This window comes from Microbacterium hydrocarbonoxydans (assembly GCF_000956475.1).
In the GTDB taxonomy this organism is placed as follows: domain Bacteria; phylum Actinomycetota; class Actinomycetes; order Actinomycetales; family Microbacteriaceae; genus Microbacterium; species Microbacterium hydrocarbonoxydans_A.
In genome coordinates this window covers 20,455-47,011 of sequence record NZ_JYJB01000009.1, presented here as the reverse complement: position 1 = coordinate 47,011, position 26,557 = coordinate 20,455, and the positions used below count along the sequence as shown (strand labels likewise).

Genomic DNA, 26,557 nt, shown 5'->3' with positions numbered 1-26,557 from the left:
TCACTCATGCCCTCCCTCATCGCATCGCCCAGCCGTTCGCTGATCGCAGCGACCGGTCAGGATGCAAGCCTCGAAGTCGAGACGAGGGTCCTTCCTGCCTGGCCGGTGCTGACGGTGCTGTGGGGCTATCCCCTGTTCTGGCTCGTCGGGATGCTCCCCTTCGCGTCGGTGATCATGGCGATCCCTATGCTCGCGCTGCTGATCATGCGCCGCCGCATCCTCATCGTTCCGGGCATCCTGCCGTGGATCGGCTTCGTGCTGTGGATGATCCCCTCGGCGTTGATGATCGATCAGCTCGGCCGCGGCGTCGGCCTCGGTGTGCGGTTCAGCCAGTTCCTCGCGCTGGCGATCATCATGGTATACATCGTCAACGCCCGCTCCTCGCTGACACCCAAGCGCATCCTCAACGGACTGACCTTCATCTGGATGTTCGTGATCGTAGGCGGTTATCTGGGCATGCTCTTTCCAGAGGTGCAGCTGACGATGACGATCGGGCGGCTTCTCCCCGACGCGATCTCGAGCAACGACTACGTGTCGGAGCTCGTGTTCCCGACACTCGCCGAGATCCAGACGCCATGGGGAGCAGCGGAACCCTTCGTCCGCCCTTCGGCGCCCTTCTCCTACACGAACGGCTGGGGCGCTGCGATGGCCGTGCTCACCCCGATCGCCATCGGCAACGCGATCGGGCACCGGACCGCGCGTGCCATGTGGGTACTCGTCATCACACTCGTCGCAGCCATCCCGCCGGCCATCGCCACCACGAACCGCGGCCTGTTCCTCGGCCTCGCCGGCGCCGTCGTCTACGTGCTCTTCTGCCTCTTGATCCGCGGCCGCCTCCTGGCCTTCTTCTGGGTGACGACCCTCGGCATCGCGGGGGCTGTCATCCTGTTCCTCTCCGGCTTCCTCGACGGCATCGTCGCGCGCCAGGAGACCGTCGATACGACGGAGGGCCGGGGAAACCTCTACGCCGAGACCTGGGAGCGGACTCTGCAGTCGCCCATCCTCGGCTACGGGGCGCCGCGCCCCAGCACCTGGAGCGAGATCTACGTCGGAACCCAGGGTGCGATCTGGAACGCCATGTTCTGCTTCGGCCTCGTAGGACTCTTTCTGTTCCTCGGCATGATCGTGATGGGGGCGGTGCGCACGTTCGACGCACCGAATCTCTCTGCCGTGTGGATCCACGCCAGTGCCGTCGTGACGGTATTCCTCTCGATCTTCTACGGTCTCGACCGTCAGCTGGTGTTCGTCGGAATCGCCCTCGCCATGCTGCTGCGGGAGAAGTACCTGGGCAACTCGTCCTACTGGACGCCGCAGCCCATGCCGTTCGCACGAGCCAAGAATGAAGAGTGAGGGTCTCGCACGGAGTGGTCTGATCAGCCTCTTCGGATCGGCATTCGCCGCGCTCGCGGCGCTGCTACTCACCGCAATCGTCGGCAACGCCCTCGGAGCCGACGGCACAGGGCTGTTCTTCCAGGCGATGGGCGTCTTCACGATCCTCACGCAGGTGCTGCGCCTCGGCACCAACAGCGGCATCGTCCGGTACATCGCTGAGCAGCGCGCGTTCCACCGCGCCGGCGCCGAGTGGCGGATCGTCATGTTCGCGGTCGGCCCGGTCGCAGTCATATCCGGTCTGGTGTCGCTGGGCGTCTGGCTGCTCGCAGATGCGTTGGGAGCGTGGCTGGCAACCCCCGAGGATGCCGCGGCGATGGCCGACTTGCTCCGTGCCATGGTGCCGTATGTCGTGATGGGAGCGCTCATCGGCGTTCTTCAGATCGGCGCACGGATGTTGCGCGGCGTCGCAGCATTCACGCTGTTGCAGAGCATCCTGCTGCCCGCGAGCCGACTGCTGACGGTGCTCCTCGCGGTGTCATTCGCCGGCGTCGCGGCGTGGGGCGCGTTCGAAGCGTGGCTGCTTCCGCTGCCGTTCTGGCTGATCGTGACGGTCGCGACGATCGCCATGCCCTTCGTGCGCGACTTCCGGCGGCGTGGTGAGAGCACGCGGGAGACTCGACCTACGTTCAGTGGCTTCTGGCGCTTCAACGCTCCGCGCACAGTGAGCTCCGGCCTCGAGACCGCCCTCGAATGGTCAGATGTGCTCATCATCGCTGCGTTGGCGTCTCCGTCTTCCGCCGGCGTGTACGCCGTCATCACGCGCGCCGTCCGGGCGGGCGGCGTTGTCGACAAGGCCATGCGCGTGGCGGTCTCGCCCACGATCTCGGCGCTGCTGGCTCGTGAGGACTACCGCGAGTCGACGCGGTTGCACACCTCGGTCGTGCGCGCGATGATCCTCATGAACTGGCCGTTCTACATGTTGCTCGTCTCGATGGGCCCGGCCGTGCTCGGAATCTTCGGCGCGGAGTTCCGCTCCGGTTGGGGACCCATGGTCCTGCTCTCGCTCGCGATGATGTTCCAGACCGCGTGCGGCATGCTGCAGAGCATCCTGTTGCAGGGTGGCAAGAGCACATGGCAGATGTACAACAAGGCGATCGCGTTGGGCCTGAGCATCGGCGGCAACCTGGCGCTCGTGCCGTTGCTCGGCGTCTGGGGAGCAGCTGTGACCTGGATGATCGTGGTCGTCACTGACAACCTCATCGCCGCCGTGCAGGTGCATCATCGGATGCACGTCGACCTGCAGCCCACGAGGCTCATCGCTCCGATGCTCCCGCCGGTGCTCGTGTTCGGCGGGGGCGGGTTCCTCGTCACCTGGTGGGCGGGGTCCAGCCTCATCGTGCTGTTGCTCGCCGGTGCCGCGTTGTGCGTGGTCTACGCGGCCGTGCTGTGGCTGCTCAGACGTCCGCTGCACGTCGAGACGCTCTGGCGTCGAATTCCGTTCATCGGCCGCTGGGCCTGAGGTTCCGGTGGCGGAGTGACTCAACGACGCAGCTTGGCGGCGACGATCGCGGTGAGACTGCGCACACCCCGAGGCAGGAACGCGTACCACCGCGCCCGGCGGATGGGGCGCTCGAGCAGCGCACGCACGGCATCGGCTCCTGGAGTGGCGATCGTGCCGGGCGGCGCCATCTCACCGGACAACGAGCGATCGATCAGGTCGGACAGCTCGTCCGACCTGAGCGCGCGGCGGATGATGCCGAGATCAGCCATCTCGGCGCTGAACACGAGCTGATGGTCGTCGACCACTTCTCCGTCGCCCGGGACCCGGGGCACAACGATGGGCACGATACCGAGCGCTCGCATGTCCATGACTCCGCCTGCACCGCCCTGCAACACCACCGCATCGGCCTTCCGGCACAGCTCCAGCAGTTCCGAGTAAGGCAGGATCTCGACGTTCTCTGCACCGGCGACGGGCGCGGACGGCCCATGCTGCATGACGACCCTGGCCCCGGGGTTGCGGACGAGCCACTCCTCGACCCATGAGGAGAGGCGGTCGAATGGCAGATGGTAGGTTCCGGCGGACACCACGATCAGCGAGCCGGTCACAGGACGACTCCCACGTTGCGCGATCCGGGGTAGAACTCCCGCATCTGCTCCCACTGCACGAGGAACTCGTCGGCGAAGGGGTACACGAGGCGCCCGCTCAGTCCCGGCGACGTGATGCGATCGACGGGTTCGAGGTATACGGTGCGGGCACCGAAGAAGCGCGCCTGTGTGAAGAACGGCAGAGCGATCGCGGCACCCGTCGAGAAGACCACGTCCGGACGCTCCGCCGCAAGCACCCGTCTCGCAAGGCCGAAATTCCGCAGCAGGTTGGGCACGTTGCGTACGGTCGGGTAGTGGATCTCGTAGACCTTCTCCTCTGAGAGTCGCGAACGCGCGTCTTCTACGGGGAAGGTCGCCCAGCAGCGCTCGTGCTCGCCCCACCACTCGCGCAGGGCGAGCGCTTGAGTGAGGTGTCCTCCCGACGAGCAGGCGATGAGGATCTTCATGGGCTCAGATCCCCCGACCGAACTTCTGGACGATCTTCGTGATCGCTTGCGGCGTGACGAGCTTCCATGAGATGGCAAGCGCGAGCGCCGCCTTCACCTGTCCCGGGTTGTGCCGGAGCGCCCGCCAGGCCCATGAACGGGATTCCTTGCGCTTACCGGCCGATGCCAGCGCGAAGGCGACCTGCGCCTCGATGCGTCCTAGCGCGGCGGGGATCGTCGCGAAGTCCGGGTGCTTGGCCAATAGGTACTGCAGCGCTTCGGCATAGGCGGCCCACTGTCCGAAGTAGTAGGACTGGCCGTTCCAGAGCACGCGGACCAGTGGCTCGTTCACGACCGTCACGAGACCGAGCGCGGACCCGCGAAGAAGGATGTCGTAGTCCTCACCGTAGCTGCGTGGCAGTTCCTCATCGATCAACCCGAGATCGCCTAGCAGCACCTCTCTGCGGAACATGAGGCTCGACGAGTGCAGACCAGGGTTCCGGTTGCGGAGGAAGTCTTCGTGGGAGAGCTCGTCGGACGGCACCCGTCGCACGATGCGGTTGTCACCATCGTCGACGACCATCGCTGTACCGACGACCATGGCATCCGGCTTCTCCGCGAACCGCCGCAGCTGGGCGTCGAGCTTCCCCGGCAGCCATTCATCGTCGTCATCCAGGAACGCGACCAGCCGGCCCTCCGCAGCCAGAATCCCCGAGTTACGGGCGCCTGCGAGACCGCGGCTGCGAGTGTTAGAGATGCCGCGCACGATCCATCCATCCGGCACCGGCACGTCCGGCACCTCGACGGGGCAGGCATCGAAGACGATGACGACCTCCCCGGTGACGGTCGTACCCTGCGCGAGCACGCTCTCGACTCCAAGCTTCATCAGCTCGGGCCTGTTGTGTGTCGGCAGGACGACAGAGACTTCCACCATGCGCACTCCCCTTATGTGACGCGTCCGAGTTCTGTCGCAAACAGACTCGAGATCCCCTTGCCCGTCCGGGCCCCATCCCGAACTGGCGACTCGCACTGACATCTGCGCGATCTTTCGGGTTATTATAGCGAATGGAGCTCCTTAGGGGAGGAGCGCTATAGGGGAATCAACTGGGGAAGGGATTTCGTCGTGCCGCAAAACACTGGTACACGACGTGTTCGTGTCGGTGTCGTGGGTGTCGGCAAGATGGGACTCTCCCATCTTGCGATCGTCCGCGCACTGAGGAACGTGGAGCTGGTGGGCGTCGTCGACGCCACCGAGTATCTGCTCGACGTGCTGAACAAGTACACGGGTGCCGCGACGTTCTCGTCGCTCGACAAGATGCTGGAGGAGGCGACGCCGGAGGCGATCGTCATCGCCACGCCCACCGGGTCGCACGCTGCGCTGGTGCGCAGCGCACTGGACCGCGGTGTGCACGTCTTCTGCGAGAAGCCGCTCACGCTCACGGCCGCCGAGTCCATCGAGCTGGCTGCCCTGGCTGCTGAGCGCGGCCTCATCGCGCAGGTCGGGTACCACAACCGCTTCATCGCTACGTTCCAGGAGGTCAAGCGCCTCCTGGATGCCGGAGCTCTGGGGCAGGTGACGCACGTCTTGGCTGAGGCCTACGGCCCCGTCGTGCTCAAGCCGAAGGGCTCGACCTGGCGCAGCAAGCGCACGACCGGCGGCGGGTGCCTGTACGACTATGCCGCCCATCCTCTCGACCTCGTCAATTGGTATCTGGGCACCCCCCAGCGCGTACGCGGTTCGGTGCTGAACAGCATCTTCTCCGCCGACACCGATGACGAGGTGTACTCGACGCTCGACTACGCCGACGGACTCAGCGTGCAGCTGTCCGTCAACTGGTCCGACGAGTCATACCGCAAGATGTCGACGTCCATCACGATCAGCGGCTCGCAGGGGCGTATCGTCGCCGATCGTCAGGAGCTCCGAGTCTACTTGCGCGAAGGCGCAGCTCTCCCTGCCGGGTACCGCGCAGGATGGAACATCTCGTACACCACGGACCTCACCGAGCAGGTGTCGTTCTATCTGCGCGGCGAGGAGTACAGTGCACAGCTGGAATCGTTCGTCGACGCCGTCGCCGCCGGCGAGAAGGAGGCGCGCCAGAACGGCTTCGCCGGCGCGGCCGAGACCGACCGCGTCATCGAGTGGATTCTGCAGGACTCCGCTACCGGCGCGGCCTCCGCACCGGTGCCCGCCGCGGTCGCCGTGGCTCCCACGACGAGACGCGGACTCTTCGGACGCGGGAGGAAAGCATGAGCGAGATGACCACCACGACCATGGACCGGTTGCTGCTCGGCGACAACCAGTTCTTCGGCATCAACCACATGTCCGAGGAGAAGGCGCGCGCGCAGGCGATCCGTTTTCAGGACACGAAGGCGATCCTCGACGTGGTCGACATCGCCCTCGACAACGGCATCCGCACGCTTATGTGCACGACGCACGAGCGCATCGCGGAGGTCTGCGATCACATGCGCGCGAACCCCGAGCGGTATGCCGACTATCGCTTCTACCCGTGCATGCCGTATGCCCACAAGTACGCGAACGCCGTGACCGACAACGGCATGCTCGGCGCGCTTAAGCAGTTCCTCCCCGAGGAGGGCCTGCTGAACGCGGCGCTACGGGGTGGCAAGTCGTTTGTGAAGAAGGACATCGAGGGCATCATCACCCTGCTCGTCGACGCCGAGATGAAGATGTTCCAGGGGCTGAACACCCCAGTGATCTTCCTGCAGAACGTGGTCGTCGATCTCATGCTCGGACTCGGGTTCGACGAGGCCTTCGCGATCTTCGACCGGCACGTGCGCGAGCGCTACAACGCTGAGCCGGGCTTCATCACGATGAACCTGCCGATGCTGCTCGACACTCTTGACCGCGTGGGGGTGAAGAACCCGATCGTGTGCGCGAACATCAACGAGATCGGGTTCCGCATGTCCGGCGGTATCGACGCGTACAAGACAGCCCTGCGCGAGCGCCCGTTCCGCCCGGTCGCCATGTCGGTCTTCGCCTCCGGGGCGATCGCACCACGTCCAGCGCTGCAGTGGATCCACGACCACGCGAACGTCGAGTCCATCGTATTCGGGGCCTCCTCGCGGTCGTCGATCGAGAGCACTACGGCCATTGTCAGGGAGTTCTGGGGAAGCGACCCCGTATAGTAGGCGGATCACACCCGTCCACAGGATGCTTCGAGGGGGAATGCTCGACCCGCATCCGCAAACCGGACGGTGCTGCGCGAACGCAGGTTCACGCAGCACCGTAGCTCCCCCTCGAAATGAAGCTGAAGACATACACCCGAACCTCATTCCTTCGATTCCTGTTCGCCTCCTTGGCCGCGTTCGCGCTCCTGGGGGCATCCTTCGTCATCGACCGCCCGGCAGCGTCGGCCTCGTCGGCCTCCAACACGATCTCCTCGGTGATCCCGCGTGGCGCCTCGGGCTGGTCGTACTACCGCGGATCCGCGGCCCCCGCATCCGGATGGCAGACCATGCCAGCGGGCTGGAAGCTCGGTACAGCCCCCTTCGGCGTGGGAGCCGACACCGGCCAGGTCAACACTCTGATCCCGGCGATCCCAGGGCGACAGCCTCTCGCGACCTACTTCACCAAAACGTTCACACTGACCACGGACCTTCCGGAATGGTCCTGGGTCAACACCTGGGCGGATGACGGCATCGTCGTCTGGATCAACGGTGTCGAGATCGGCCGTGAGAACGCGCCCACCGGCCGCATCACCCCGACGAGCTACGCGACCAGTGCGCCGTCGTCGACGACCGCCCGCAAGTCGCCGGCGTCGTTCACCATTCCCGCCGGTGTCCTCAGAGCCGGTGCCAACACGATGGCGGTGCAGGTGCTGTCGAACTGGCGTCAGACGCGCAACTTGAGCTTCGACGCGCATCTGGTGCGGGAGGACCAGCCCGCCGCGACTCCAGCTCCCACCCCGCCAGCCCCGACACCGGAACCGACGACCCCGCCGGTGACCTCCCCGCAACCTGTCCCCGAGCAGCCGACCGACGGCAGCATCCCGGGCTGGGGCGCACCGAGCTGGCGAGACGAGTTCACCTACCGTGATTCGTCGGGCAGGCCCGCCGTCGATCCGACGAAGTGGAATGTTCGCGGCCAGGATGATCTCGGCCTGCTCTTCGACGCGGCAGTCGTGGACCGCGATCAGGTCTCCGTCGATGGTTCGGGGGTGCTGCACATCCGCGCGGACTGGCGGAGCACTCCGGCGATACGACCGTCTGGACAAAGCGGCCCCACAGAGCTCTGGCACGATACCGGTTACCTCGATCAGCGCAAGATCAAGCCCGGCGACGTGAGCATGGCGCAGCCGTACGGCCGCTGGGAGATCCGGGCCAAGACCCCCAGCGGACCGAACACGTTCGGATCGCTCGCCGCGTTCTGGCTGCGGAACAACCAGTCCGGCGAGATCGACATCATGGAGGCCTGGGGCTACGACGAGTCCGCCGTGCGAGACCAGCGCATTGATACTGCGACGACGACCGTGCACACCCACACCTCGACGCCCTCGGCGAACCAGCGATACATCTGGCACCACGCGGACTACGGCGCCGCGACTCCCGTGTGGAAGGACTTTCACACCTACGCGTTCGAGTTCACGCCCTCCTACGCGGCAGTGATCGTCGACGGTGTCGAGCTTCTTCGCGCGACACCCGCGACTCATCCCAACCTGTGGAACCCGGACTATTTCGGTTCTCCGCTCCACATGCGACTGAACCTGCATGTCGGGCCATCGTCGACCTACTGGGGCCTGCCGGACCCGAACGACAGATCAGCCACGCAGAACCTCGACTTCCAGGTCGACTACGTAAGGGTCTGGAGCTACACCGGCTGACGGCAGGAGCGAGGGTGCCGCGGAACGCGTTCCTCGGCACCCTCTTGCTCGCTGACTTCAGCTGCGGGATTTCGTCGTATGCCCGCGTTTGGGGGCCACGATCGGCGCGGACACTTCGATATGGGAGTCGTCAGGCTCGAGGAGCGAGTCATCGAGATCAAGCTCCACCTCGTCGTCCGTCCCGACTGTCTCCGACTCAACCGCCTCCGACTCAGCTGCCTCCGGATCCTCGGAGTCGTTCCCCTCGGCTCGCTCGTCGGCCACGCTGCGCTTGTAGGATGATCCCGGCCCGTTCCGCACGCGCGACACGATCAGCGCTGCGATGGCGCCGACGAGAATCCCCAGGAACAAACCCGCGGCGATGAACACGAGCGCCGATGGACGGTTCGACTTCTGCGGCGGGTCGGCCGGAGTCACGAGCATGCCCGAGTAGAACGGTGTCGCCGTGATCCGAGCCTGCTGGTCGAGCAGGCCCTGCAGCTGCAGCTGCGTCGCCGCTCGCTCGTTGCTCCCGATCGGCTGCGACTCGACGACGGCCTGAAGCTGCGCGATCGATTTTCCTAGCTCCGTGGTCGTCTGCTCGACGACCGCCTTGGCGTTGTCGGTGCGCTGTGCGCCGTATGCGTTGGCCAGCGCGTTCGCCCGCTCCGCCGCCAGCTTCGGCGTGTTCGCCGTGACCTGGAAGATGAGCACCTGCGAGTTGCGCGGCACCTCGATCACAGTGTTGGCGCGCAGCGCCTCGATCGACGTGTCATCGAGCTCCGCCACTGCACGCTCCAGCACTGCCGTCGACGTGGCGACCACCTTCTCGGTCTCCATGTTCACTGTGTTGAAGCTCGACCCCGTCGAGAGCACGCTGATTGGCTCTACCGTGTGCTGCGCCTCAGCCGTGTACTTCTGCGGATAAACGAGGAAGACCCCGAATCCGATCACCGCGAAGGCGACGATCGTCCCTACCAGGACCAGCCACGACTGCATGACCCCTCGGTAGAGGTCTTCCAATGTCCAATGCGTTGCCAATTGTGCACTCCCCCAAGCGGCCCCCGACGCGGTCGTCGAGTACAGAACCCGGTCAGTCTAGTCCTCGGGCCTATTGAAACACCGTGGGTCGCGAATCGCTCACATCTCCGGAGCGTTCGAGATGACTAAGCGCGCCTTGCCGCCCTGACTCTCGATGCTCGCGACCTCGACCGCTGTGACGGGAAGATCCTCGGCGAGCAGCTCACGCAGTGAGCGCACAGCCGATTCGGCAGCGACTGTTCCGCTGCCCGGTGCGGAGGGCACGTAATGGATGACGATCCCATAGTCCGCCGCTTGCACGATCTGCATCTGACGGATCGCGCCAGGATCGCCCAGGAAGAGGCCGCTGAGCCCGCCGGTGATGCGCCGGCCCGACGGGGTCCGGATGACATCGGCCAGTCTCCCCTGAACGGGTGCGATGCGCGGGAACGCCCGGCCGCAGCCGCAGCGTCCCTCAATCCTCCGCGAACGGTCGCCCATCTCGTAGCGCACGAGCGGGAAGACCTCGTTGCTGAAGTCCGTGACGACCACCGACCCCTCTGCGCCTTCGCGAACTTGGCGTCCCTGATCATCGACGATGTCGACGCGGCGCTGATCGGCCGCCACGTGGAGCCCCTCGTGCGCTTCGCACTCGGCGGCGATCCACGGAATCTCCGCCGAACGATAGGTGTCGAACACCGGCGCCTGGAAGACCGACTCCAGAAGCGCGCGCTGTCCTGGCTGCAGCATGGCAGCAGTGACGGACACCGCCGTCGTCGGCAGAGTCCTGCCCAACTTCGCAAGGTGCGTGGCGACGGCCGTCGCACCCTCCACGTATGCGACAAGGAGACGAGGATGCACGCGCTCCCACTTCCGCACGAACTCCTCAATCGACGCGTCTGTGATCGCGCGGGCGTCGAGGTGGATGTGCCTGCTCGGCCACCACTGCGCGGCATACGCCAGCGCCTCCTTGCCCCGCCGCAGGCGCCGGTAGATGAACGCCATATCGTCACCGGGGTGCACACCCCACCAGCGATAGATACGCCACCACATGGCTGCCGTGGGAGCATCCGCGTCGTTTCGCACGCGGAGCGGTGCGCCCGTGCTACCACCGGTCTGCGACACCAAGGCCCTGCGCGACGGCACAGTTGATGACAGCAGGCGGTCGCCACCGTCGCGGAGCATGGTCTTCGTCACGATCGGCAGACTGGTGAAGTTGTCCGGCTCCGCGATGTCGATCCGCGAGAATCCCGCTGCCGTGTAAAGGTCCCGGTAGAACGGCGACGAGTCAAACGAATGAAGCGCGATCCGCGCTGACGACTTCGACATGTTTTCCACGAACGTCGGCTCATCGACGCGTTCATTGCGGAGCATCGCGGCGAACGCCCGACGGTCACGGCGCATGAGCAGGCGCGTCTTGGCTTCGAAGATCGTGCGCTTCATGGCTCCCCCGTGGTCCAGCTCCCTGCCGGATCTGCCCCATACTAGAGCTCACGCGTCGCACTAACGATCGTTCGTCCGGTGCTCTTGATAGTTCCTAGGCTATCTGCGAGCATCCAGTCAACAAGTCGGAGAAAGACTTGTACTGACGGGAGAGCAACGATGTCGAAGTTCGACGACCGACGTGCGGGGTCCAGCTGATGGGTGTCGGCTCACCGCCGGCCACGGTCGTTGTTGCGTCGAATGATGCGCCCGCGTCGATCAAGTCCACCGCGGATTTCGTCTGCGACGGCACCGCGGATGAAGTGGAGATCAATGCCGCGATCGCCACCGCTTCAAACGATTCGGTCTCCTTAGGAGGGCAGGGCGGTTCGGTGCTCCTGTGGGGCAAAGAATTCACAGTTGGTGCCGCCATCAAGATGCGGAGTCAAGTAACTCTCTCCGGGATGGGCCAATGGGCGACGACAGTTCGCGCGTCTTCGAGTTTCAGCGGTGGCGAGAACTCAGGCGTGTTCGAGCTGTACAGCACGAATACGCAATACACAACGGTAAGCAGTCTCACGATTCATGGCAATGCCGCCGCCGGCGCGCGGACATGCGGGGTCTTCTATCAGCAAGGTGCAGGACAGGAGTGGGATGCAGCCCACCGTCTGCTGGATCTTTACATCTACGCCACGGGCTGGCACGGCATGTTCTTGACATCTACCGGGGCGGGAGCCCGCAACCGCGCGTATTACGTGCAGAACGTGCGGATCATCGACGCCGGGACCACTGTGACCTCCACTGCCAATGGAATGAAGGTGCTGTCCGTAGATAGCTTCTTCATCGGCATCGACGTGGGGTCCTCCGCATCGCACGGAGTGCTCATCTCCGGCGCCAACAATCGGTTCGTGTCGTGTAAATCCTGGTACTCAGGCTCGATGGCTACGACCGATCACCAGGGCAGCGGGTTCTATGTCACCGGCGCACAACGCAATCAGTTCTCCGCTTGCGAGGCTCAAGACAACTATGGTGATGGCTTTTATCTCGGCGGCGGCAACAATACGCTAAGCGCTTGTTTCGCCGACTCCAACGGCTACAACCGCGGCGGTGGCGGGGGAGCGGGCGTCGGATGGACCGGCTCTGGCTTCTACATCGCGGGTTACGTCACACTCCAGGGCATCGCACTTGACAAGAACGAAGGCGGCAGGGGACTTTACCAGCAGTACGGCGTGGAAGTGGCCTACGCCGGGATCAAGGGGATCGTCGACGTGGTCACAGATGTGAACGGCGTGGCGGCCCTGGGCGGCAGCACCATGGCCACCGGATCAGTAGTCAACGTGATTTGATCGGTCCGGAACCGGTTCCCTACAGCTCCCCCGGCCGCATCGCCTCCGCGTCGATCGCCCTGATCACGCGGATCGCCGCGGTATCGGGCTTAGGCTCGGCGCCGGCAGCCCCGGTCTGCGCTCGCCGGCTGGGCGCATAGACCACGAGCGAGTGGAACAGGAACCGGGCGAAGAACGCGACGATCAGTGAGAGCCCGGTGGCGAGCACGCTGGAGATGTGCCAGCTCTCGACCATCAGAGCCATCACAGGTATGCGCAGCGCGGCCTCGACGTTGTTGAAGGCGAACGAGGTGAAGAAGCGGATGCCGAGGCTTCGAGCGTCCGTGCGCATGTCGGCGAAGACGAAGCGCTCCTGCAGCACGAAGTTCCCGAGGATCGTGACCTCGGCGCCGATGATCGCCGCCCACACGTAGGGCACGCCCGCAGCGGTCAGCAGCCACATGATGCCGAGGTTGGCGACAGCGCCGATCACGCCGATCAGCGCGAACAGCGACATCTTTCCGAATCGGAGCCTCGCGAGATGGGCGACGAACGTGGCGCCCTGCCGGAGGCTCGCCTTCGACGTGCCGTGCCGGCGTTCGCCGAACTCCATCGGGACCTCCGCGATGCGCAGGTCGGTGCGGGCGAGGATCTCCAGCAGGATCTTGAATCCCTGGGGCCTGAGCGCGCCCAGGTCGAGCTTCGCCCTGTCGACGAGGAAGAATCCGGTCATCGGGTCGGTGCTGCGCGCCAGGCGGATCGGGAACATCGCTCTCGTGAGCCAGGTCGCCACACGCGAGACGCCGAAGCGGACGGCGGTTCCGAGTCCGCTGGTGTCGCCGCCGCCGACGTAGCGCGAGGCCGCGACGACGTCGGCTCCGCCTTCCTCATGGCGTTCGAGCAGCGCGGGCACGAGCTCGGGCGGATGCTGGAGGTCGCCGTCCATGACGATGCAGAGGTCGGATGCCGCGGCCCTGAGGCCCGCGACCACCGCGCCGCCGAGCCCGCCGATGTTGTCGTCACGGTGGATCACGCGCACGGGGAGCGGCGCGTCGGCGGCGACGCGTTCGATCTCGAGCGCCGTGTCATCAGTGCTGTCGTCGACGAAGAGGATCTCGGCGTCACGTCCGTCGAGCGCGGCCGCCGTGCGTGCGACGAGTTCCGCGACGTTGTCGCGCTCGTTGTACGTCGGCACGATGACCGTGACCTCTGTCACCACTGCTCCCCCTCTACGGCTGCACGACTATCGTTTCACGGCTTGCTATGAGTTGAGAACCCATCCGTGGGGGTTTGGAAACGATATTTTCAAACCATTCTCCCGCTCTGTCATCGACAGCCCCCGTCTGATATGCTGACCCGAGGCGGCTGTGGGAGTCGCCGAGCGGATGGGGATCCGCTTCTGGGGAATACTGATCTGGGGAGATCATGGGGACGCGCATCGGCTATGCCGTTGGTGCTTTCGACCTGTTTCACGTCGGGCACCTGAACCTTCTTCGTCACGCCAAGCAGCACTGCGACATTCTGATCGCGGGCGTCGTCAGCGACGAGATGCTGCGCCAGGTGAAGGGCATCGAGCCCGTCATCCCGACGGCGGAGCGTGCCGAGATCGTTCGACACATCTCGTTCGTCGACGACGTCTACGTCGAGACCACGCCATCCAAGATGGACTCGTGGCGCGACGTGCAGTTCACCCACTTCTTCAAGGGTGACGATTGGCGCGGCACGGAGAAGGGCCTGCGGCTCGAGCGCGAGTTCGCCGAGGTCGGGGTGGAAGTCGTGTACTTCCCCTACACCGCTCATACCTCGAGTTCCTCGCTGCGGCGCGCTCTCGATGCGATCACCGCCGGCGCGACGCCGGTCGCGGCGGCCGGTCACTGACCCCCGCCCGTACCGCCTGACAGCACCGCACGGCTGGGGGCCGGAATCTGGGGTTCCGGCATCCGTGCGACGATGCAGCAGGCGGTACGGAGTCGGGAACGAGCACGGCCCTCCCTCAGCGAGGCGGCCGTAGGCTTGATGCATGAGCACTCCCGCAGCATCCGAGATCACGATGTTCGGCGCCGACTGGTGCCGCGACTGCATCCGCACGAAGAAGCAGCTCGATGAACTCGGCATCGAATACGCCTATGTCGACCTGGTCGCCGATCCCGCTGCGGCCGATGTCGCGAAGGAGATCTCGGGCCGCACGAACATCCCCGTGGTCGTGTACCCCGACTCCTCGCACCACGTCGAGCCCTCGAACGCCGACGTCGAGGCGAAGCTCCGCGAGCTCTCGCTGATCTGAGCACGCACCGCGCCGCTACACTGGCGCGATGAGCACCGACGCTCGCCCCGGACGAGCATCCGCCGCCCGCCTGCGGCCCCGCACGATCGCGCTCTATGCGATCGGGTCGCTGGGCACGGGCGGATATGCGACACTGCCCGGGCTCGTCCTGACGTACTTCCTCACCGACAATCTCGGCGTCTCCGCGCTCGCGGCCGGCCTCATCGTCACCGCGGCCAAGATCTGGGATGTGGTGATCGATCCGCTCATCGGCGCAGCATCCGATCGCCAGCTCGCCCGCACGGGGTCGCGCCGTGGCTTCATGATCGCCGGAGCGGCAACGCTTCCGCTGTTCTTCGCGCTCACGTTCGCCGTGCCCCCGACGTGGGGGCCGGCTGCCGGAGCGCTCTGCGTGCTGCTCGCCTTCCTCGCGACGGCGACCGCGTTCAGCCTGTTCCAGGTGCCCTACGTGGCCCTGCCCGCCGAGCTCACCGACAGCTACGACGAGCGCACCCGCCTGCTCGGCTGGCGAGTGGTCGTGCTGACCGCGGCCATCCTGCTCTTCGGCGCCGGCGGACCCGAGTTGCGCGGAGCGGGCGGCGATCAGGTCATCGGCTACCTCGTCATGGGCGTCGCCGCCGGTCTTGCGATCGGCCTCGGCATGTACGTGGCGTCGAAGACGGCGGATGCTGCGGCGACCCGCATCGCCCCGGCCGCTGCCGCGGAGCATCCCGCGGGAATCCGCGAGCAGTACGCGTCGGGATTCCGCGCCCTGCGTCGCAGTCAGCCCTTCCGCGCTCTGCTGGCGACGTTCCTGCTCCAGGCGCTCGCGACGGGAACCATGCTCGCCGGCGCTCAGTACGTGGCGACGTGGGTGCTGCGCTCGGAAGACGCGGTGACGCTGGTCTTCCTCGCGCTCGTGGGCCCGGCGCTGCTGGCGACTCCGGGATGGACGGCGATCGCCCGCCGCTCGGGCAAGGAGCGCGCGTTCCGCGTCGCCAGCGTCGTGTTCGCGATCGCCGCGGCGAGCATCACGGCGGCCGTGTGGATGCCGGGCGCCTGGATCTACGCCTCCGTTGCCGTCGCGGGCATCGCCTATGCCGGCCTGCAGTCGCTGCCCATGGCGATGCTGCCCGATGTGATCGCGCACGACGAGCGTGCTCACACCCCGGGCCAGGCCGGAACGTTCACGGGCGTGTGGACCGCCGGCGAGACCGTCGGCTTCGCCCTCGGTGCGACCTTCGTCTCGCTCACGCTCGCCGCGACCGGGTACGTCTCGACGGTCGCCGGAGCCGCGACGCAGCAGCCCGACGCCGCCATCACCGGCATCGTGCTGAGCTTCAGCATCCTCCCCGCACTGCTCATGATGGCAAGTCTCGCGACGCTCGCCCGGTATCGCCTGCGGCGGAGCGACATCGACGCCTGAGCATGCCTCCGCGCGTCCCGGTTCGCATGCGGGAACTCCGTCGCGCATGCGACAACCGGGCGGCATAAGCTGGGATCCCGCTCTAAGGAGGCGCCGATGACTTCTGCGACAACGCCCGCTGGCAAGGCCAGGAAGACGGATGCTGTGGCACCGGCCCGGAAGACGGATGCCGGCTCCCCCGCCCTCCCGGATCTGAGCGACGGCCGCCGCGCCGACCTCGACGCGGTGATCCGTGACCTGCAGACCGGGACGTCGATCTGGTCGGCACTCACGATCGCGCAGCGAGTCACGCTGCTGCGGGCCGTCCGCACGAGCGTCGCAGCGACGGCCGAAGACTGGGCGAACACTGCGGCGGCATCGAAGGGTCTCGATGCTCGGCATCCGCTCCGAGGCGAGGAGTGGCTGAGCGGCCCGTACAGCACGCTCGGGGCACTCGACGCCTATATCGAGACCCTGTCACGACTCGCGAACGGCACCAACCCTCTCGACGGCATCACGATCGACCGCGCTCCGGGCGGGCGGGTCAGGGTGCACGCCTTCCCGCTGACGGGCATCGACCGGTTCCTGCTGTCCGGGTTCACCGGCGAGGTGTGGCTCGAGCCGGGCATGACACCCAACCGGGCGCGCGCCGCCGCCGGACTCGCACAGCGCACGCCCACGGAATCGGGCGGAGTCGGCCTCGTGCTCGGGGCGGGCAACGTCACCTCGATCCCCGTGCTCGACGTCCTGTATGAACTCCTGGCGCACAACCGCACGGTGCTGCTCAAGGTCAACCCCACTCAGGACGCCCTGGTGCCGGTGTACAAGCGCGCCTTCGCCGCGCTCATCGAACCGGGCCTGCTGCGCATCGTCCGCGGCGGCCCCGAGGTCGGCGCCTACCTGACCGCGCACCCTGATCTCTCCCACGTGCACATCACAGGCTCGGCGGCCACGTTCGATGCGATCGTGTGGGGTCCTTCGACGGGCTCAGGAGCCCAGTCCGCATCGGCCGCGCGTCGCCGGCGCGAGAACCGTCCGCTGCTCGAGAAGCCCATCACGGCCGAGCTCGGCGGGGTGTCTCCGATCATCGTCGTCCCGGGAGAATGGACGCCCGCCGACCTGACCTATCAGGCCGAGCACATCGCGACCATGCGCCTGCAGAACAGCGGACACAACTGCATCGCCGGACAGGTCGTGATCATGTCGAGCGACTGGGCGCAGGCCGACCAGTTCCGCGCCGAACTCCGCCGGGCCTATGCGAACGCGCCCGAGAGGCCCATCTGGTACCCAGGATCGCCGTCGCGGATGGGCCTCGCGGCAGACGCCTACCCCGACGCCCTCGTCCTCGGCGACCGGCTGCTGGTCGAGATCAGCGACGACGACGATTCCGCCGCGCTGCGGAGCACCGAGTACTTCGCTCCCGTGCTGGGCGTCGTCGCGCTGCCCGGATCGGGGCAGGCCTTCCTCGACGCAGCCGTGGCCTACTCGAACGACCGACTGCAGGGCACGCTGGGCGCGAATCTGCTGATCGATCCTGCGACCGAGAAGACGCTCGGCACCGGCTTCGAGCGGGCCATCGCCGAGCTTCGCTACGGCTCGATCGCGATCAACGGCTGGACCGCCTTCGGATTCATCACGCCGACTCTCACCTGGGGCGCGTTCCCGGGCGGCACGATCGCCGACGTCGGCAGCGGAATCGGCGTGGTTCACAACGCGCTGCTGCTCGACGGCGTGGAGCGCTCCATCATCCGCGGGCCGTTCCGGCCGTTCCCCCGCTGGCTCTCCGGGGCGATTCGCTCCCCTGGGTCACTGAGCCTGTCGAAGGGCACGATCCTCCCGAAGCCGCCGTGGTTCGTATCCGCACGCACCGGTGCCGAGGTCAGCGAGGGGCTCACGAGATTCCGAGCGAAGGGCGGCGCCGGCCTGCTCGTCAAGACGCTGCTGAAGGCGCTGCGCGCCTGACCGTCAGGGCCTGAGCGTCAGCGCCCGGCGAATCGATCGGTCGCGGCGCGAAGGGCCCGCTGGATGCCGGGCTCGGCCGCGGAGTGCCCGGCATCGTCGACCACGACGAACTCGGCCTCCGGCCAGGCCTGGTGCAGATCCCACGCGGTCATCATCGGCGTGCACACGTCGTGCCGCCCCTGCACGATGACAGTGGGGATGTGACGGATGCCGTCGACCCCCGCGATCAGCTGCCCTTCCTCCCACCAGCCCCGGTGGACGAAGAAGTGGTTCTCGATGCGCGCGAACGCCGTGGCCTTTCGCGGGTCCGACATGGCCTCGATCTGCTCGGCATCCGGCACCAGCGTGACCGTCGACGCCTCCCACCTCGACCAGGCGATCGCGGCCGGCTCGTGCACCGCCGGATCAGGATCGAACAGCCGCCGGTGATACGCCTCGATCATCCGCGTGCGCTCGAGCACCGGGATCGGGGCGACGAACGCCTCCCACAGATCGGGGTACAGCGCTGCGGCTCCGCCCTCGTAGAACCACTCGAGCTCTTCACGACGCAGAGTGAAGATGCCGCGGATCACGAGCTCGGTGACCGCATCCGGATGCGCCTGCGCATAGGCGAGCGCGAGTGCGCTCCCCCACGAACCGCCGAACACCTGCCACGCCGTGATACCGAGGTTCTTGCGCAGCAGCTCGATGTCGGCGATCAGGTGCGCCGTGGTGACGTAGCGCAGGTCGGCGTCGGGGTCGCCCGCGTGCGGGGTGCTGCGCCCGCACCCGCGCTGGTCGAGCAGCACGATCCGGTACACCTCGGGGTCGAAGAACTGCCGTTGCCATGGCGACGTGCCACTGCCCGGTCCGCCGTGCAGGAATACCACGGGCTTGCCCTCGGGGTTGCCGCTGGCCTCCCAGTACATGCGGTGACCGTCGCCGACGAGCAGCTCACCCGTCTCATACGGCTCGATCGGCGGATACAGCGCATCCAGATTCATCGTCGTCGACCCTCCAGATCACAGACCTACGCCGTCAACGCTACTGGGGTCCGAGCTGATCCCCAGGCAGGGTGAACGTCGCGGCGCACACATCGAGGCCGTTCTTGTAGCCGTTCGCGAACCAGAACTGACGCTGCTCGCTGGTGCCGTGCGTGAAGCTCTCGGGACTCACGAACCCGCCGGACTGCTCCTGGATGTGGTCGTCGCCGACGGTGTACGCGGCGTTGACCGCATCGGCGAGCTCCGTCTCGGTCGGAGCCTTCAGATAGGGCACGCCGTCCGCATCCTTCTCCTTCGTCATCTCGCCGATCCACGCTCCCGCGTAGCAGTCGGCCTGCAGCTCGGTGCGCACGCCATTGCTGTCCGGTCCGGTGCCGTTGTTGGGATACTTGTCCATCGTGCCGGTGATGTACTGGATGTGGTGGCCCCACTCGTGTCCGACGATGTAGAGCTGCGCGAGGTTGCCGGCTGAGGCTCCGAACTGCTGCCTCATGAGGTCGAAGAAGGTCGGGTCGATGTAGACGGTCTGATCGGGCGGGCAGTAGAACGGGCCCACGGCGTTGGATGCTGTGCCGCATCCTGTGGATGCGGAGCCGTCGACCACGACCAGGCCGGGCTTGACGTAGCCGTCGACGTGATCCTCCCAGTAGGCGTTCAGCACCACTTCGGCGCCGGCCATGCGGCAGTCGACGTTCTCGTTCGCATCCTCGCCGGTCTTGCATTCGCTGAGGGTGGACTCCTGCGGTGACCCCGCGCCCCCTCCGCCTCCCCCGTCGCCCGACGGGATCAGGCCGGTCAGGTCGATCCCCAGCAGCGGGCCGGCGATCAGCGCGATGATACCGAGCAGGCCGATGCCGCCGGCACCGGCGACGACCGCGCCGCGTCCGCGACGACGCGTGGTGTTGGTCGAGATGTCGGCATCCGGATTGAACGTCATGGATCGAGGGTACTCCGGGGCCGCCGCAGACGTAGGCTCTTGACATGACGACGACGATCACGATCACCGGCGCCGGCGGACAGATCGGTTACGCGCTTCTCTTCCGCATCGCGGCAGGAGATCTTCTCGGGCCCGACGAGAAAGTGCGGCTGCGACTGCTCGAGATCCCGCAGGGGCTCGGGGCCGCCGAGGGCGCCGCGCTCGAGCTGCAGGACGGCGCGTTCGGGCTGCTGGAGGACGTGGAGGCGACGGATGACGCGGCCGTGGGATTCGACGGCTGCGATCTCGCTCTGCTGGTGGGCGCCCGCCCGCGCGGACCGGGCATGGAGCGCGGTGATCTGCTCGCGGCCAACGGCGGGATCTTCGGCCCGCAAGGTCGGGCGATCGCCGAGAATGCGGCTGCGGGGGTGCGCGTGACAGTCGTGGGCAACCCCGCGAACACGAACGCGCTGATCGCCGCGGCATCCGCCGAGGGAGTGCCGGCCGAGCGCTTCAGCGCGCTCACCAGGCTCGACGAGAACCGGGCCCGCGCGCAACTCGCGCAGACGCTAGGGATGCCCGTCGGCACGGTGCGGCGGGTGCCGATCTGGGGCAATCACTCCGCCACGCAGTTTCCCGACATCTCGCACGCGACCGTGGCGGGCCTGCCGGCATCCGAAGCGCTCGCGAAGATCGTCGGCGACGTGCCCGCCTGGCTCGAGCAGACGTTCATCCCGCGGGTCGCGAAGCGCGGCGCGGAGATCATCCAGGTGCGCGGCTCCTCGTCTGTCGCCTCCGCGGCGAGCGCGACGATCGATCATGTGCGCGACTGGGTGCTCGGCACCGACGACTGGACGTCGGCGGGGGTGGTCTCGCACGGAGAGTACGGCGTTCCCGAGGGACTCATCTCCTCGTTCCCCGTGCGGTCCGTCGAGGGTCGATGGCGCATCGTCGAAGGGCTCGACATCGACGATTGGGCCCGCGCTCGCATCGACGCCTCCGTGGCCGAGCTCGTCGAAGAGCGCGAGGCCGTTCGAGCTCTCGGTCTGCTCTGAAGACGGCACCGGTCCGCGGCGACGACGGCGTATCCCGACGCGGCCCGAGCAGGGCAGAATGGATGCCGGAGGTGCGCGATGAGCGAGACGAACGAGACGGCGAAGTCCACGGCATCCGTCGATGACGCCCTGACGAGCCCCCTGCACCTGCCGCATGCCGCGGCCGAGTGCCCGAAGTGCTTCACCGAGCTGCAGCAGAACCGCGATTTCTGGTCTGCGCGCCCCGACGGCTCGCGTCTGGTCGGGCTCGTTGTGGCGCGCGAGGGGATGCCGTCGGTCGTCCAGCAGCGTGAAGACCTCGCGCGCTTCGGAGTGCCGATCGAAGGGTTCCGGCATCCGGCGCCCGACATCCTGGAGAGCTGGAGCGATCGCATCGCCCGGCTGATCGCCACGCTGCGTACGGGCGACGTGCTCGTCGTCGCGAACATCAACGCTCTCGGACGCGACGCCGAAGAGGGCCGCCGCGCTGTGGCGGAGCTGCGCCGGCACGGCATCATGGTGAAGGTGCTCAGCCACAACGCCCGGCATCTGGCCGACGCCGCCCGCTGAGCCCCGCCCGCTGGCCGCCGCATCCGCTAGCCGCTGCATCCCCTGGCCGCTGCATCCCCTGGAGAAAGCGAGAACCGGCTGCCATCCCGTTCGGGATGACAGCCGGTTCAGAGACTGACCGCGTCAGCGACTCAAGGTCACCAGCGGTTGCGGTTGCGGGTCTCCGTCGACTGCGCGTCGGCCGAGTCCTGCGAGACCTGGCGTCCGATGTCGCTGAGGAGCACCTTCATCTCGCTGATCGCCGAGTTCCACTGCGCCTTGGCCTGGATGTAGGCCTCGGAGGCCTCACCGGTCCAGTCGGCCTGGAGAGGCTTGAGCGCGTTCTCCATCTCGTTGAGCTTGTTCTCGATCTTGCCTGCGCCGGCGACGAGGTCGGTACCCGCCGTGTCGACGGCGCCGAACTGCATCTTGTAGCCGTTACCACCCATGATGTCTATCCCTCCGGTCTCAGCCGAGACGGCCCATGAACTTGTTCTGCGCCTGCGCCGAGTCGTCGTCGGTCGCCGTGTAGGTCGACTGCGAGTCGCGCAGGTTCTGCTCGAACCCGTCGAGCGCGTTCGTGATCTTGCGCGACTTCTCCTGCCACGCCTGGAACGTCTGCTGGAAGGCGGCGGCCCCCGAGCCTGCCCACGACGAGCCGATGCCGGACAGCTGGTTCTGAATCGCGTTCAGTTCACCGATGATGTCCGTCTTCGAGCTGTTGACGATACTGGCACCCCGCTGCAGGGCACCATCCGCTGCGGAAACTTCTCCGGCCACGGTCACCTCCTGGTCATAAGGGCGTTTTCGCCCCGAGTGGTTCAGCCCCGGGAGGGGCCGTGACGCCGATGCCCGGCGACAAATAACACCTTACGGGTCGTGTGTCACGATGCCCATGGGTAGCTCTGCCCACCTTGTCCCCACCTGCTCAGAGATGCGACGACGGTGCGTACGCGAGCTGCATGGTCTGCACTCCGCGCTCGCGCGTGATCACCTTCGCGCGCCCGGGGATGGCCGGCGTCGCCTTGACGTTGCCGATCAGCGGGCCTTCGTCGGGGCTGCCAGACAGCAGGATGCCGGGTGTCGCCAGATCCCGCAGGGTCTGCATGACGGGCTCGAAGGTCGCACGCGACGCCCCGCCGGAACGGCGGGCGAGCACCAGGTGCAGACCGACGTCCGCGGCCTGGGCGAGAAGCGGCTGCAGCACGGCGATGGGATTTCCGGACTGGGTGTTGACGAGGTCGTAGTCGTCGACGAGGACGTAGACCTCGGCGCCCGACCACCAGGAACGATCGCGCAGCTGCTGCGGCGTGATGTCCGGCCCCGGCAGACGACTGCGCAGGTACTCCGCCAGCCCCGACAGCTCCTCCGACACCTGCTGCGCCGTGGTGTAGTAGCCGGCAAGATACTCGTCGGGGATCTCGGACAGCAGCGCGCGCCGGTAGTCCACCACGAAGAGCTGGGCGGTCTTCGGCGTGGTCGTGCGCATCACCTCACGGGCGAACGTGCGCAGGAAGCTCGACTTGCCGGACTGGCTGTCGCCGAACAGGTAGAGGTGCGGGTTGCGGCGCACGTCGAACGCGCTGGGAGCGAGCTCTGCTTCGTCGACTCCGAGCAGAACCTGGTTCTGCAAGGGGGTGCCGGCAGCCAGCTGCTGCAGCTGCGACAGCTCGAGCATCTCGGGCAGCAGACGCAGCTTGGGTCCGCGCGGGCCCTTCCATGCGGCGTTCACGCGCTCGATCAGGTGCTCTACGCCCTCGCTGAGCGTCTCGGGGTCGCCCGAGCCGTCTACGCGGGGCAGCGCGGTCAGCATGTGGTGCTTCGACGGCGCGAGACCGCGCCCCGGGCGACCGATCGGCACGTTCGCCGCCACCTTGCGGTCGATCTCCGAGTCGCTGGTGTCACCCAGGCGCAGCTCGAGTTTGGATCCGAAGGTGTCACGGATGGCGGTTCGGAAGTCCATCCAGCGCGTCGTGGTCGCGATCAGGTGCACGCCGAACGTGAGCGCCCGGCCCGCGAGCGCCTGGATCTCGAACTCCATGTCGTCGAATTCGGCGCGGATCGTCGGCCAGCCGTCGATCACGAGGAACACGTCGCCGTAGCCGTCGTCAGCCCGGCCCTGAGCACGCAGCCGACGGTAGGTCTCGATCGAATCGATCGCGTTCGCCGTGAAATAGCGCTCGCGGGCATTGACGATGCCCACGACCTCCTGGAACATGCGCCGGAGCACGTCGGGCTGGTTGCGGCCAGCGACGCCCGCGACGTGCGCCATCTTCGAGAACGGCACGAACGTGCCGCCGCCGAAGTCCATGACGTAGAACTGCACCTCCTGCGGCGTGTGAGTCAGCGCGATGCCCGTCAGAACGCTGCGCGCGAGCGTGCTCTTGCCGCTGCGCGCACCGCCGACGATAGCCAGGTGGCCGCCGGCACCGGTCAGGCTCATCACGAGGCTGTCGCGGCGCTGCTCGAGCGGGCGGTCGACGATGCCGAGCGGAATGGTGAGCGGGCCGGCCTGGCGCCAGCGCGGGGAGATGAGCCCGAGCTGCGGGTCCTCCACCAGGTCGCCGAGCAGCTCGTCGAAGGTGGAGGGCACATCGAGCGGGGGCAGCCACACCTGGTGCGCGGGCATGCTCCGGCCCTTCATGAGCGACACGGCGATGTCGAAGGTGACGCGCTTCTCCTGCGGCTCGGCGCCGGCGAAGCCCTGCTCGGGCGCCTGCTCTTCCGCATTCTCCTGCGCGAGCACGGGGGCTGCCGTGAACGCGCGCGCCTCGATGGCGCGGATCGGCTGCCCGGTCTCTGCGGACTCCGGGGCCGCACCGGGCTTGCGACGTCGCGTCTTGGGCGGGGCCGAGACGTAGGCCGCACGGAACTGCGTGAGCGTCTCGGCATCGGATTTCAGGATGCCGTGGCCACCGCCGCCGGGGAGCGTGAACGCGTCGGGGACGCCGATGACCGCGCGGGAGTCGGCGCCGGAGAAGGTCTTCAGGCCGATCCGGTACGACAGGTGCGAGTCGAGCCCGCGGAGCTTGCCCTCTTCGAGACGCTGCGTGGACAGCAGCAGGTGCACCTGCAGCGAGCGCCCGAGGCGGCCGATCGCGACGAACAGCTCGGTGAAGTCCGGCTTGGCCGAAAGCAGCTCGGAGAACTCGTCGGCGACGATCAGCAGCGCGGGCAGCGGCTTGAGGTCGGTGCGCCCTCCCTTGCGCGCGGTCTCGTAGTCCGTCACATTGGCGAAGTTGCCGGCATCGCGCAGCAGCTCCTGCCGCCGCGTCATCTCGCCCTGGATCGCGTCCTGCATGCGGTCGACGAGCGTGAGATCGTCGCCGAGGTTCGTGATGACCGCGGACACATGCGGCATGTCGGCCATGCCGGCGAAGGTCGCACCACCCTTGAAGTCGATCAGCACGAAGTTCAGCGCCTCGGAGGAATGGGTCATCGCCAGCGAGAGCACGAGCGTGCGCAGCACCTCGGATTTTCCCGAGCCGGTGGCGCCGATGAGCATGCCGTGCGGGCCCATACCCTGCTGCGCCGATTCCTTGATGTCGAGGATCATGGGCTGACCGGTCGTGGTGAGTCCGATCGGCACCCGGAGCCGGTCTCTGGCCGAGCGCGGCTTCCACGCCAGCTCGGGGTCGAAGTCGCGCACGTCGGGCAGGCCGAGCAGGTCGGTCAGCTCCGCGCTGATCGTGCGCGCGCCTCCCGCGGCGTCCTCATCCTGCGCGCTCTCACCCAGGCCCGTGAGGCGGCGGGCGACGGCCTCGGCCGATGCGATGCCGAGGAAGTCGGCGGATGCCGAGACGGCGCCGGCTCCGCGACGGGCGACGGTGAGCTTCGATCCCTCCTCGCCCTCGAGGATGAGCCGGATCGTGAGCGGATCGGCGAGCTGGTCCCACTCGCGCGCGATGTCGATGACGGTGACGCCGTCGACCCCGCCGTCTTCGGCGAGCATGCTCCCGGGAGGCAGATCCACTCCGTCGGTGATGACGACGACGTGCGGCACGGCTCCCCCGCCGCGACCGCTCACGGGCCCCCGCGACCGGATGTCCGCGATGAGCGGCTCGACCTCGGCCCACGACGAGCCGATGCGACGGGCGCCGCCGACGGCATCCGTCCTGCTCTCGGACTGCGCGTGCGGAAGCCACTTGATCCATTCCCAGTACGGCAGCTCCACGCCCGACGCGACCACGGCGATATGCAGATCCTCGGGGGCCGCGAATGTCACCAGGTGCGCGATCATGGACCTGGCCAGGCCACGGGCACGGGTCACATCACCCACGAGCTCGAGGCGGGCGCACGTGCCGATGTTGAGACCGAAGGGGAGGTCGGGCACCTGATCGTGCGTGAGCACGAACCGGTGCGCCGCCGAGGCGCTCACGGGGTCCAGCTGCGCCAGCGGCGGGATGGGCGCCTCGTCGAGGGTCATCGCGAGCGGCTGCGTGGCAGTGCCCACGCGCGTGACGAGGAACTGCGGGTCTCCGACCGGGCGCTCCCAGACGCGGGAGCCGTCCTCGACGATGAAGGGCAGCGACTCGGGCGCGGGCAGGATCCATTCCTCGTACCTGCGCTGCCGTGCGGCGACCTCGCGCACAGCCTCGCGGGTCTCGGCGAGATACGCGAGATACTCGCGGCGGGTGTTCTCGACATTCGCCGAGTGCTGCGACTTCTGCCGCCACATCTGGCCGCCGACCATCGACAGCGCCATGAACAGGAACAGCCCGCCCATGATGTAGGTGCGCGTCGAGTCGCCTCCCTGGGTCAGCGAGAGCACCGCGACGGATCCCAGGCTGCCGACCATCGGAAGCGCCATCATGAGGGTGTTCGACGCACCCTCGGGCTTCGGGAGCTCTGGCGCCTGCTGCAGGGTCAGCTGCCCGCCTGCCGGCGGTTTCGGTGCACGGCGATTGCTGGTGATGCTCACGACTGGCCCTCCTCGAGTCGCCTACTATTGTGTCAGGATGCCGCGACGAACCGGCATCGGAGCTGCGGAACTTCGAG

Annotated in this window: 23 protein-coding genes; 12 read left to right on the top strand and 11 right to left on the bottom strand. The window is 67.1% G+C overall.

Going from position 1 to position 26,557, the window contains the following annotated elements:
- Positions 1 to 6: 6 nt before the first annotated feature.
- Both RS84_RS09470 and RS84_RS09465 read left to right on the top strand, forming a co-directional pair.
- Complete coding sequence (locus RS84_RS09470; RefSeq protein ID WP_052676304.1) at positions 7 to 1,350, top strand: O-antigen ligase family protein; 1,344 nt, start codon at positions 7 to 9, stop codon at positions 1,348 to 1,350.
- A complete protein-coding gene (locus RS84_RS09465) occupies positions 1,340 to 2,851 on the top strand; it encodes a lipopolysaccharide biosynthesis protein (protein WP_045257564.1) in 1,512 nt (503 codons plus the stop codon). Before RS84_RS09470 ends, RS84_RS09465 begins: the two co-directional genes overlap by 11 nt.
- 20 nt (positions 2,852 to 2,871) lie before the next feature.
- On the opposite strand, the gene RS84_RS09460 is transcribed toward RS84_RS09465, so the two are convergent.
- The 3 genes from RS84_RS09460 to RS84_RS09450 are packed head-to-tail and all read right to left on the bottom strand — an operon-like array spanning position 2,872 to position 4,797.
- Positions 2,872 to 3,438, bottom strand: coding sequence for a glycosyltransferase (locus RS84_RS09460; RefSeq protein ID WP_052676303.1), 567 nt, complete (start codon positions 3,436 to 3,438; stop codon positions 2,872 to 2,874).
- Positions 3,435 to 3,884: a PssD/Cps14F family polysaccharide biosynthesis glycosyltransferase gene (gene pssD, locus RS84_RS09455; protein ID WP_045257563.1), complete on the bottom strand. Its 450-nt coding sequence runs from the start codon at positions 3,882 to 3,884 to the stop codon at positions 3,435 to 3,437. The genes RS84_RS09460 and pssD overlap by 4 nt, the downstream gene beginning before the upstream one ends.
- A 4-nt stretch (positions 3,885 to 3,888) precedes the next feature.
- A complete protein-coding gene (locus tag RS84_RS09450; RefSeq protein WP_045257562.1) occupies positions 3,889 to 4,797 on the bottom strand; it encodes a glycosyltransferase family 2 protein in 909 nt (302 codons plus the stop codon).
- A gap of 189 nt (positions 4,798 to 4,986) precedes the next feature.
- On the opposite strand from RS84_RS09450, the gene RS84_RS09445 reads away from it, so the two are divergent.
- The 3 genes from RS84_RS09445 to RS84_RS09435 all read left to right on the top strand — a co-directional run bounded on the left by RS84_RS09445 (position 4,987) and on the right by RS84_RS09435 (position 8,701).
- A complete protein-coding gene (locus RS84_RS09445; RefSeq protein ID WP_268748611.1) occupies positions 4,987 to 6,114 on the top strand; it encodes a Gfo/Idh/MocA family protein in 1,128 nt (375 codons plus the stop codon).
- A 5-nt stretch (positions 6,115 to 6,119) separates the two neighbouring features.
- Entirely contained in the window at positions 6,120 to 7,007 is an 888-nt protein-coding gene (locus tag RS84_RS09440; protein WP_200892010.1) for a hypothetical protein, read from the top strand.
- A gap of 116 nt (positions 7,008 to 7,123) precedes the next feature.
- Positions 7,124 to 8,701, top strand: a complete 1,578-nt coding sequence (locus tag RS84_RS09435) for a family 16 glycosylhydrolase (protein WP_045257561.1) — start codon at positions 7,124 to 7,126, stop codon at positions 8,699 to 8,701.
- A gap of 57 nt (positions 8,702 to 8,758) precedes the next feature.
- Here the strand turns inward: RS84_RS09435 and RS84_RS09430 are convergent, their stop codons facing one another.
- Both RS84_RS09430 and RS84_RS09425 read right to left on the bottom strand, forming a co-directional pair.
- Positions 8,759 to 9,703 carry a Wzz/FepE/Etk N-terminal domain-containing protein gene (locus tag RS84_RS09430; RefSeq protein WP_268748615.1) on the bottom strand — a complete coding sequence of 315 codons (945 nt, stop codon included), beginning with the start codon at positions 9,701 to 9,703 and terminating at the stop codon, positions 8,759 to 8,761.
- 117 nt (positions 9,704 to 9,820) lie between these two features.
- Positions 9,821 to 11,143: a phenylacetate--CoA ligase family protein gene (locus RS84_RS09425; RefSeq protein WP_045257559.1), complete on the bottom strand. Its 1,323-nt coding sequence runs from the start codon at positions 11,141 to 11,143 to the stop codon at positions 9,821 to 9,823.
- Positions 11,144 to 11,340: 197 nt separating this feature from the next.
- Here RS84_RS09425 and RS84_RS09420 point away from each other — a divergent pair, with 197 nt between their 5' ends.
- Positions 11,341 to 12,468: a hypothetical protein gene (locus RS84_RS09420; RefSeq protein WP_045257558.1), complete on the top strand. Its 1,128-nt coding sequence runs from the start codon at positions 11,341 to 11,343 to the stop codon at positions 12,466 to 12,468.
- Positions 12,469 to 12,487: 19 nt separating this feature from the next.
- Here RS84_RS09420 and RS84_RS09415 read toward each other — a convergent pair whose 3' ends face one another.
- Positions 12,488 to 13,666: a glycosyltransferase gene (locus RS84_RS09415; protein ID WP_045257557.1), complete on the bottom strand. Its 1,179-nt coding sequence runs from the start codon at positions 13,664 to 13,666 to the stop codon at positions 12,488 to 12,490.
- A 206-nt stretch (positions 13,667 to 13,872) separates the two neighbouring features.
- Between RS84_RS09415 and RS84_RS09410 the strand changes: the two genes are divergently transcribed.
- The 4 genes from RS84_RS09410 to RS84_RS09395 all read left to right on the top strand — a co-directional run bounded on the left by RS84_RS09410 (position 13,873) and on the right by RS84_RS09395 (position 18,077).
- The gene (locus tag RS84_RS09410) at positions 13,873 to 14,325 is read left to right on the top strand and encodes an adenylyltransferase/cytidyltransferase family protein (protein WP_045257556.1); all 453 of its coding nucleotides are present in this window, start codon (positions 13,873 to 13,875) and stop codon (positions 14,323 to 14,325) included.
- 142 nt (positions 14,326 to 14,467) lie between these two features.
- Positions 14,468 to 14,731 carry a glutaredoxin family protein gene (locus RS84_RS09405; protein WP_045257555.1) on the top strand — a complete coding sequence of 88 codons (264 nt, stop codon included), beginning with the start codon at positions 14,468 to 14,470 and terminating at the stop codon, positions 14,729 to 14,731.
- A gap of 28 nt (positions 14,732 to 14,759) precedes the next feature.
- A complete protein-coding gene (locus RS84_RS09400; RefSeq protein WP_045257554.1) occupies positions 14,760 to 16,136 on the top strand; it encodes an MFS transporter in 1,377 nt (458 codons plus the stop codon).
- 96 nt (positions 16,137 to 16,232) lie between these two features.
- Positions 16,233 to 18,077, top strand: a complete 1,845-nt coding sequence (locus tag RS84_RS09395) for an aldehyde dehydrogenase family protein (protein WP_082062128.1) — start codon at positions 16,233 to 16,235, stop codon at positions 18,075 to 18,077.
- A 17-nt stretch (positions 18,078 to 18,094) separates the two neighbouring features.
- Here the strand turns inward: RS84_RS09395 and pip are convergent, their stop codons facing one another.
- Both pip and RS84_RS09385 read right to left on the bottom strand, forming a co-directional pair.
- The gene (gene pip, locus RS84_RS09390; protein ID WP_200892009.1) at positions 18,095 to 19,060 is read right to left on the bottom strand and encodes a prolyl aminopeptidase; all 966 of its coding nucleotides are present in this window, start codon (positions 19,058 to 19,060) and stop codon (positions 18,095 to 18,097) included.
- 40 nt (positions 19,061 to 19,100) lie between these two features.
- The gene (locus RS84_RS09385; RefSeq protein ID WP_045257552.1) at positions 19,101 to 19,997 is read right to left on the bottom strand and encodes a neutral zinc metallopeptidase; all 897 of its coding nucleotides are present in this window, start codon (positions 19,995 to 19,997) and stop codon (positions 19,101 to 19,103) included.
- Positions 19,998 to 20,041: 44 nt separating this feature from the next.
- Here RS84_RS09385 and RS84_RS09380 point away from each other — a divergent pair, with 44 nt between their 5' ends.
- Positions 20,042 to 21,031, top strand: a complete 990-nt coding sequence (locus RS84_RS09380) for a malate dehydrogenase (RefSeq protein WP_045257551.1) — start codon at positions 20,042 to 20,044, stop codon at positions 21,029 to 21,031.
- A 78-nt stretch (positions 21,032 to 21,109) separates the two neighbouring features.
- Positions 21,110 to 21,580, top strand: a complete 471-nt coding sequence (locus RS84_RS09375; protein WP_052676302.1) for a recombinase family protein — start codon at positions 21,110 to 21,112, stop codon at positions 21,578 to 21,580.
- Positions 21,581 to 21,717: 137 nt separating this feature from the next.
- Here RS84_RS09375 and RS84_RS09370 read toward each other — a convergent pair whose 3' ends face one another.
- From RS84_RS09370 to RS84_RS09360, 3 genes are all read right to left on the bottom strand, one after another.
- Positions 21,718 to 22,008, bottom strand: coding sequence for a WXG100 family type VII secretion target (locus RS84_RS09370; RefSeq protein ID WP_045257550.1), 291 nt, complete (start codon positions 22,006 to 22,008; stop codon positions 21,718 to 21,720).
- A gap of 19 nt (positions 22,009 to 22,027) precedes the next feature.
- Complete coding sequence (locus RS84_RS09365; RefSeq protein WP_045258076.1) at positions 22,028 to 22,339, bottom strand: WXG100 family type VII secretion target; 312 nt, start codon at positions 22,337 to 22,339, stop codon at positions 22,028 to 22,030.
- A 148-nt stretch (positions 22,340 to 22,487) separates the two neighbouring features.
- Positions 22,488 to 26,480 (bottom strand): type VII secretion protein EccC, encoded by a 3,993-nt coding sequence (locus RS84_RS09360; protein WP_045257549.1) that lies wholly within the window; start codon positions 26,478 to 26,480, stop codon positions 22,488 to 22,490.
- Positions 26,481 to 26,557: the final 77 nt, after the last annotated feature.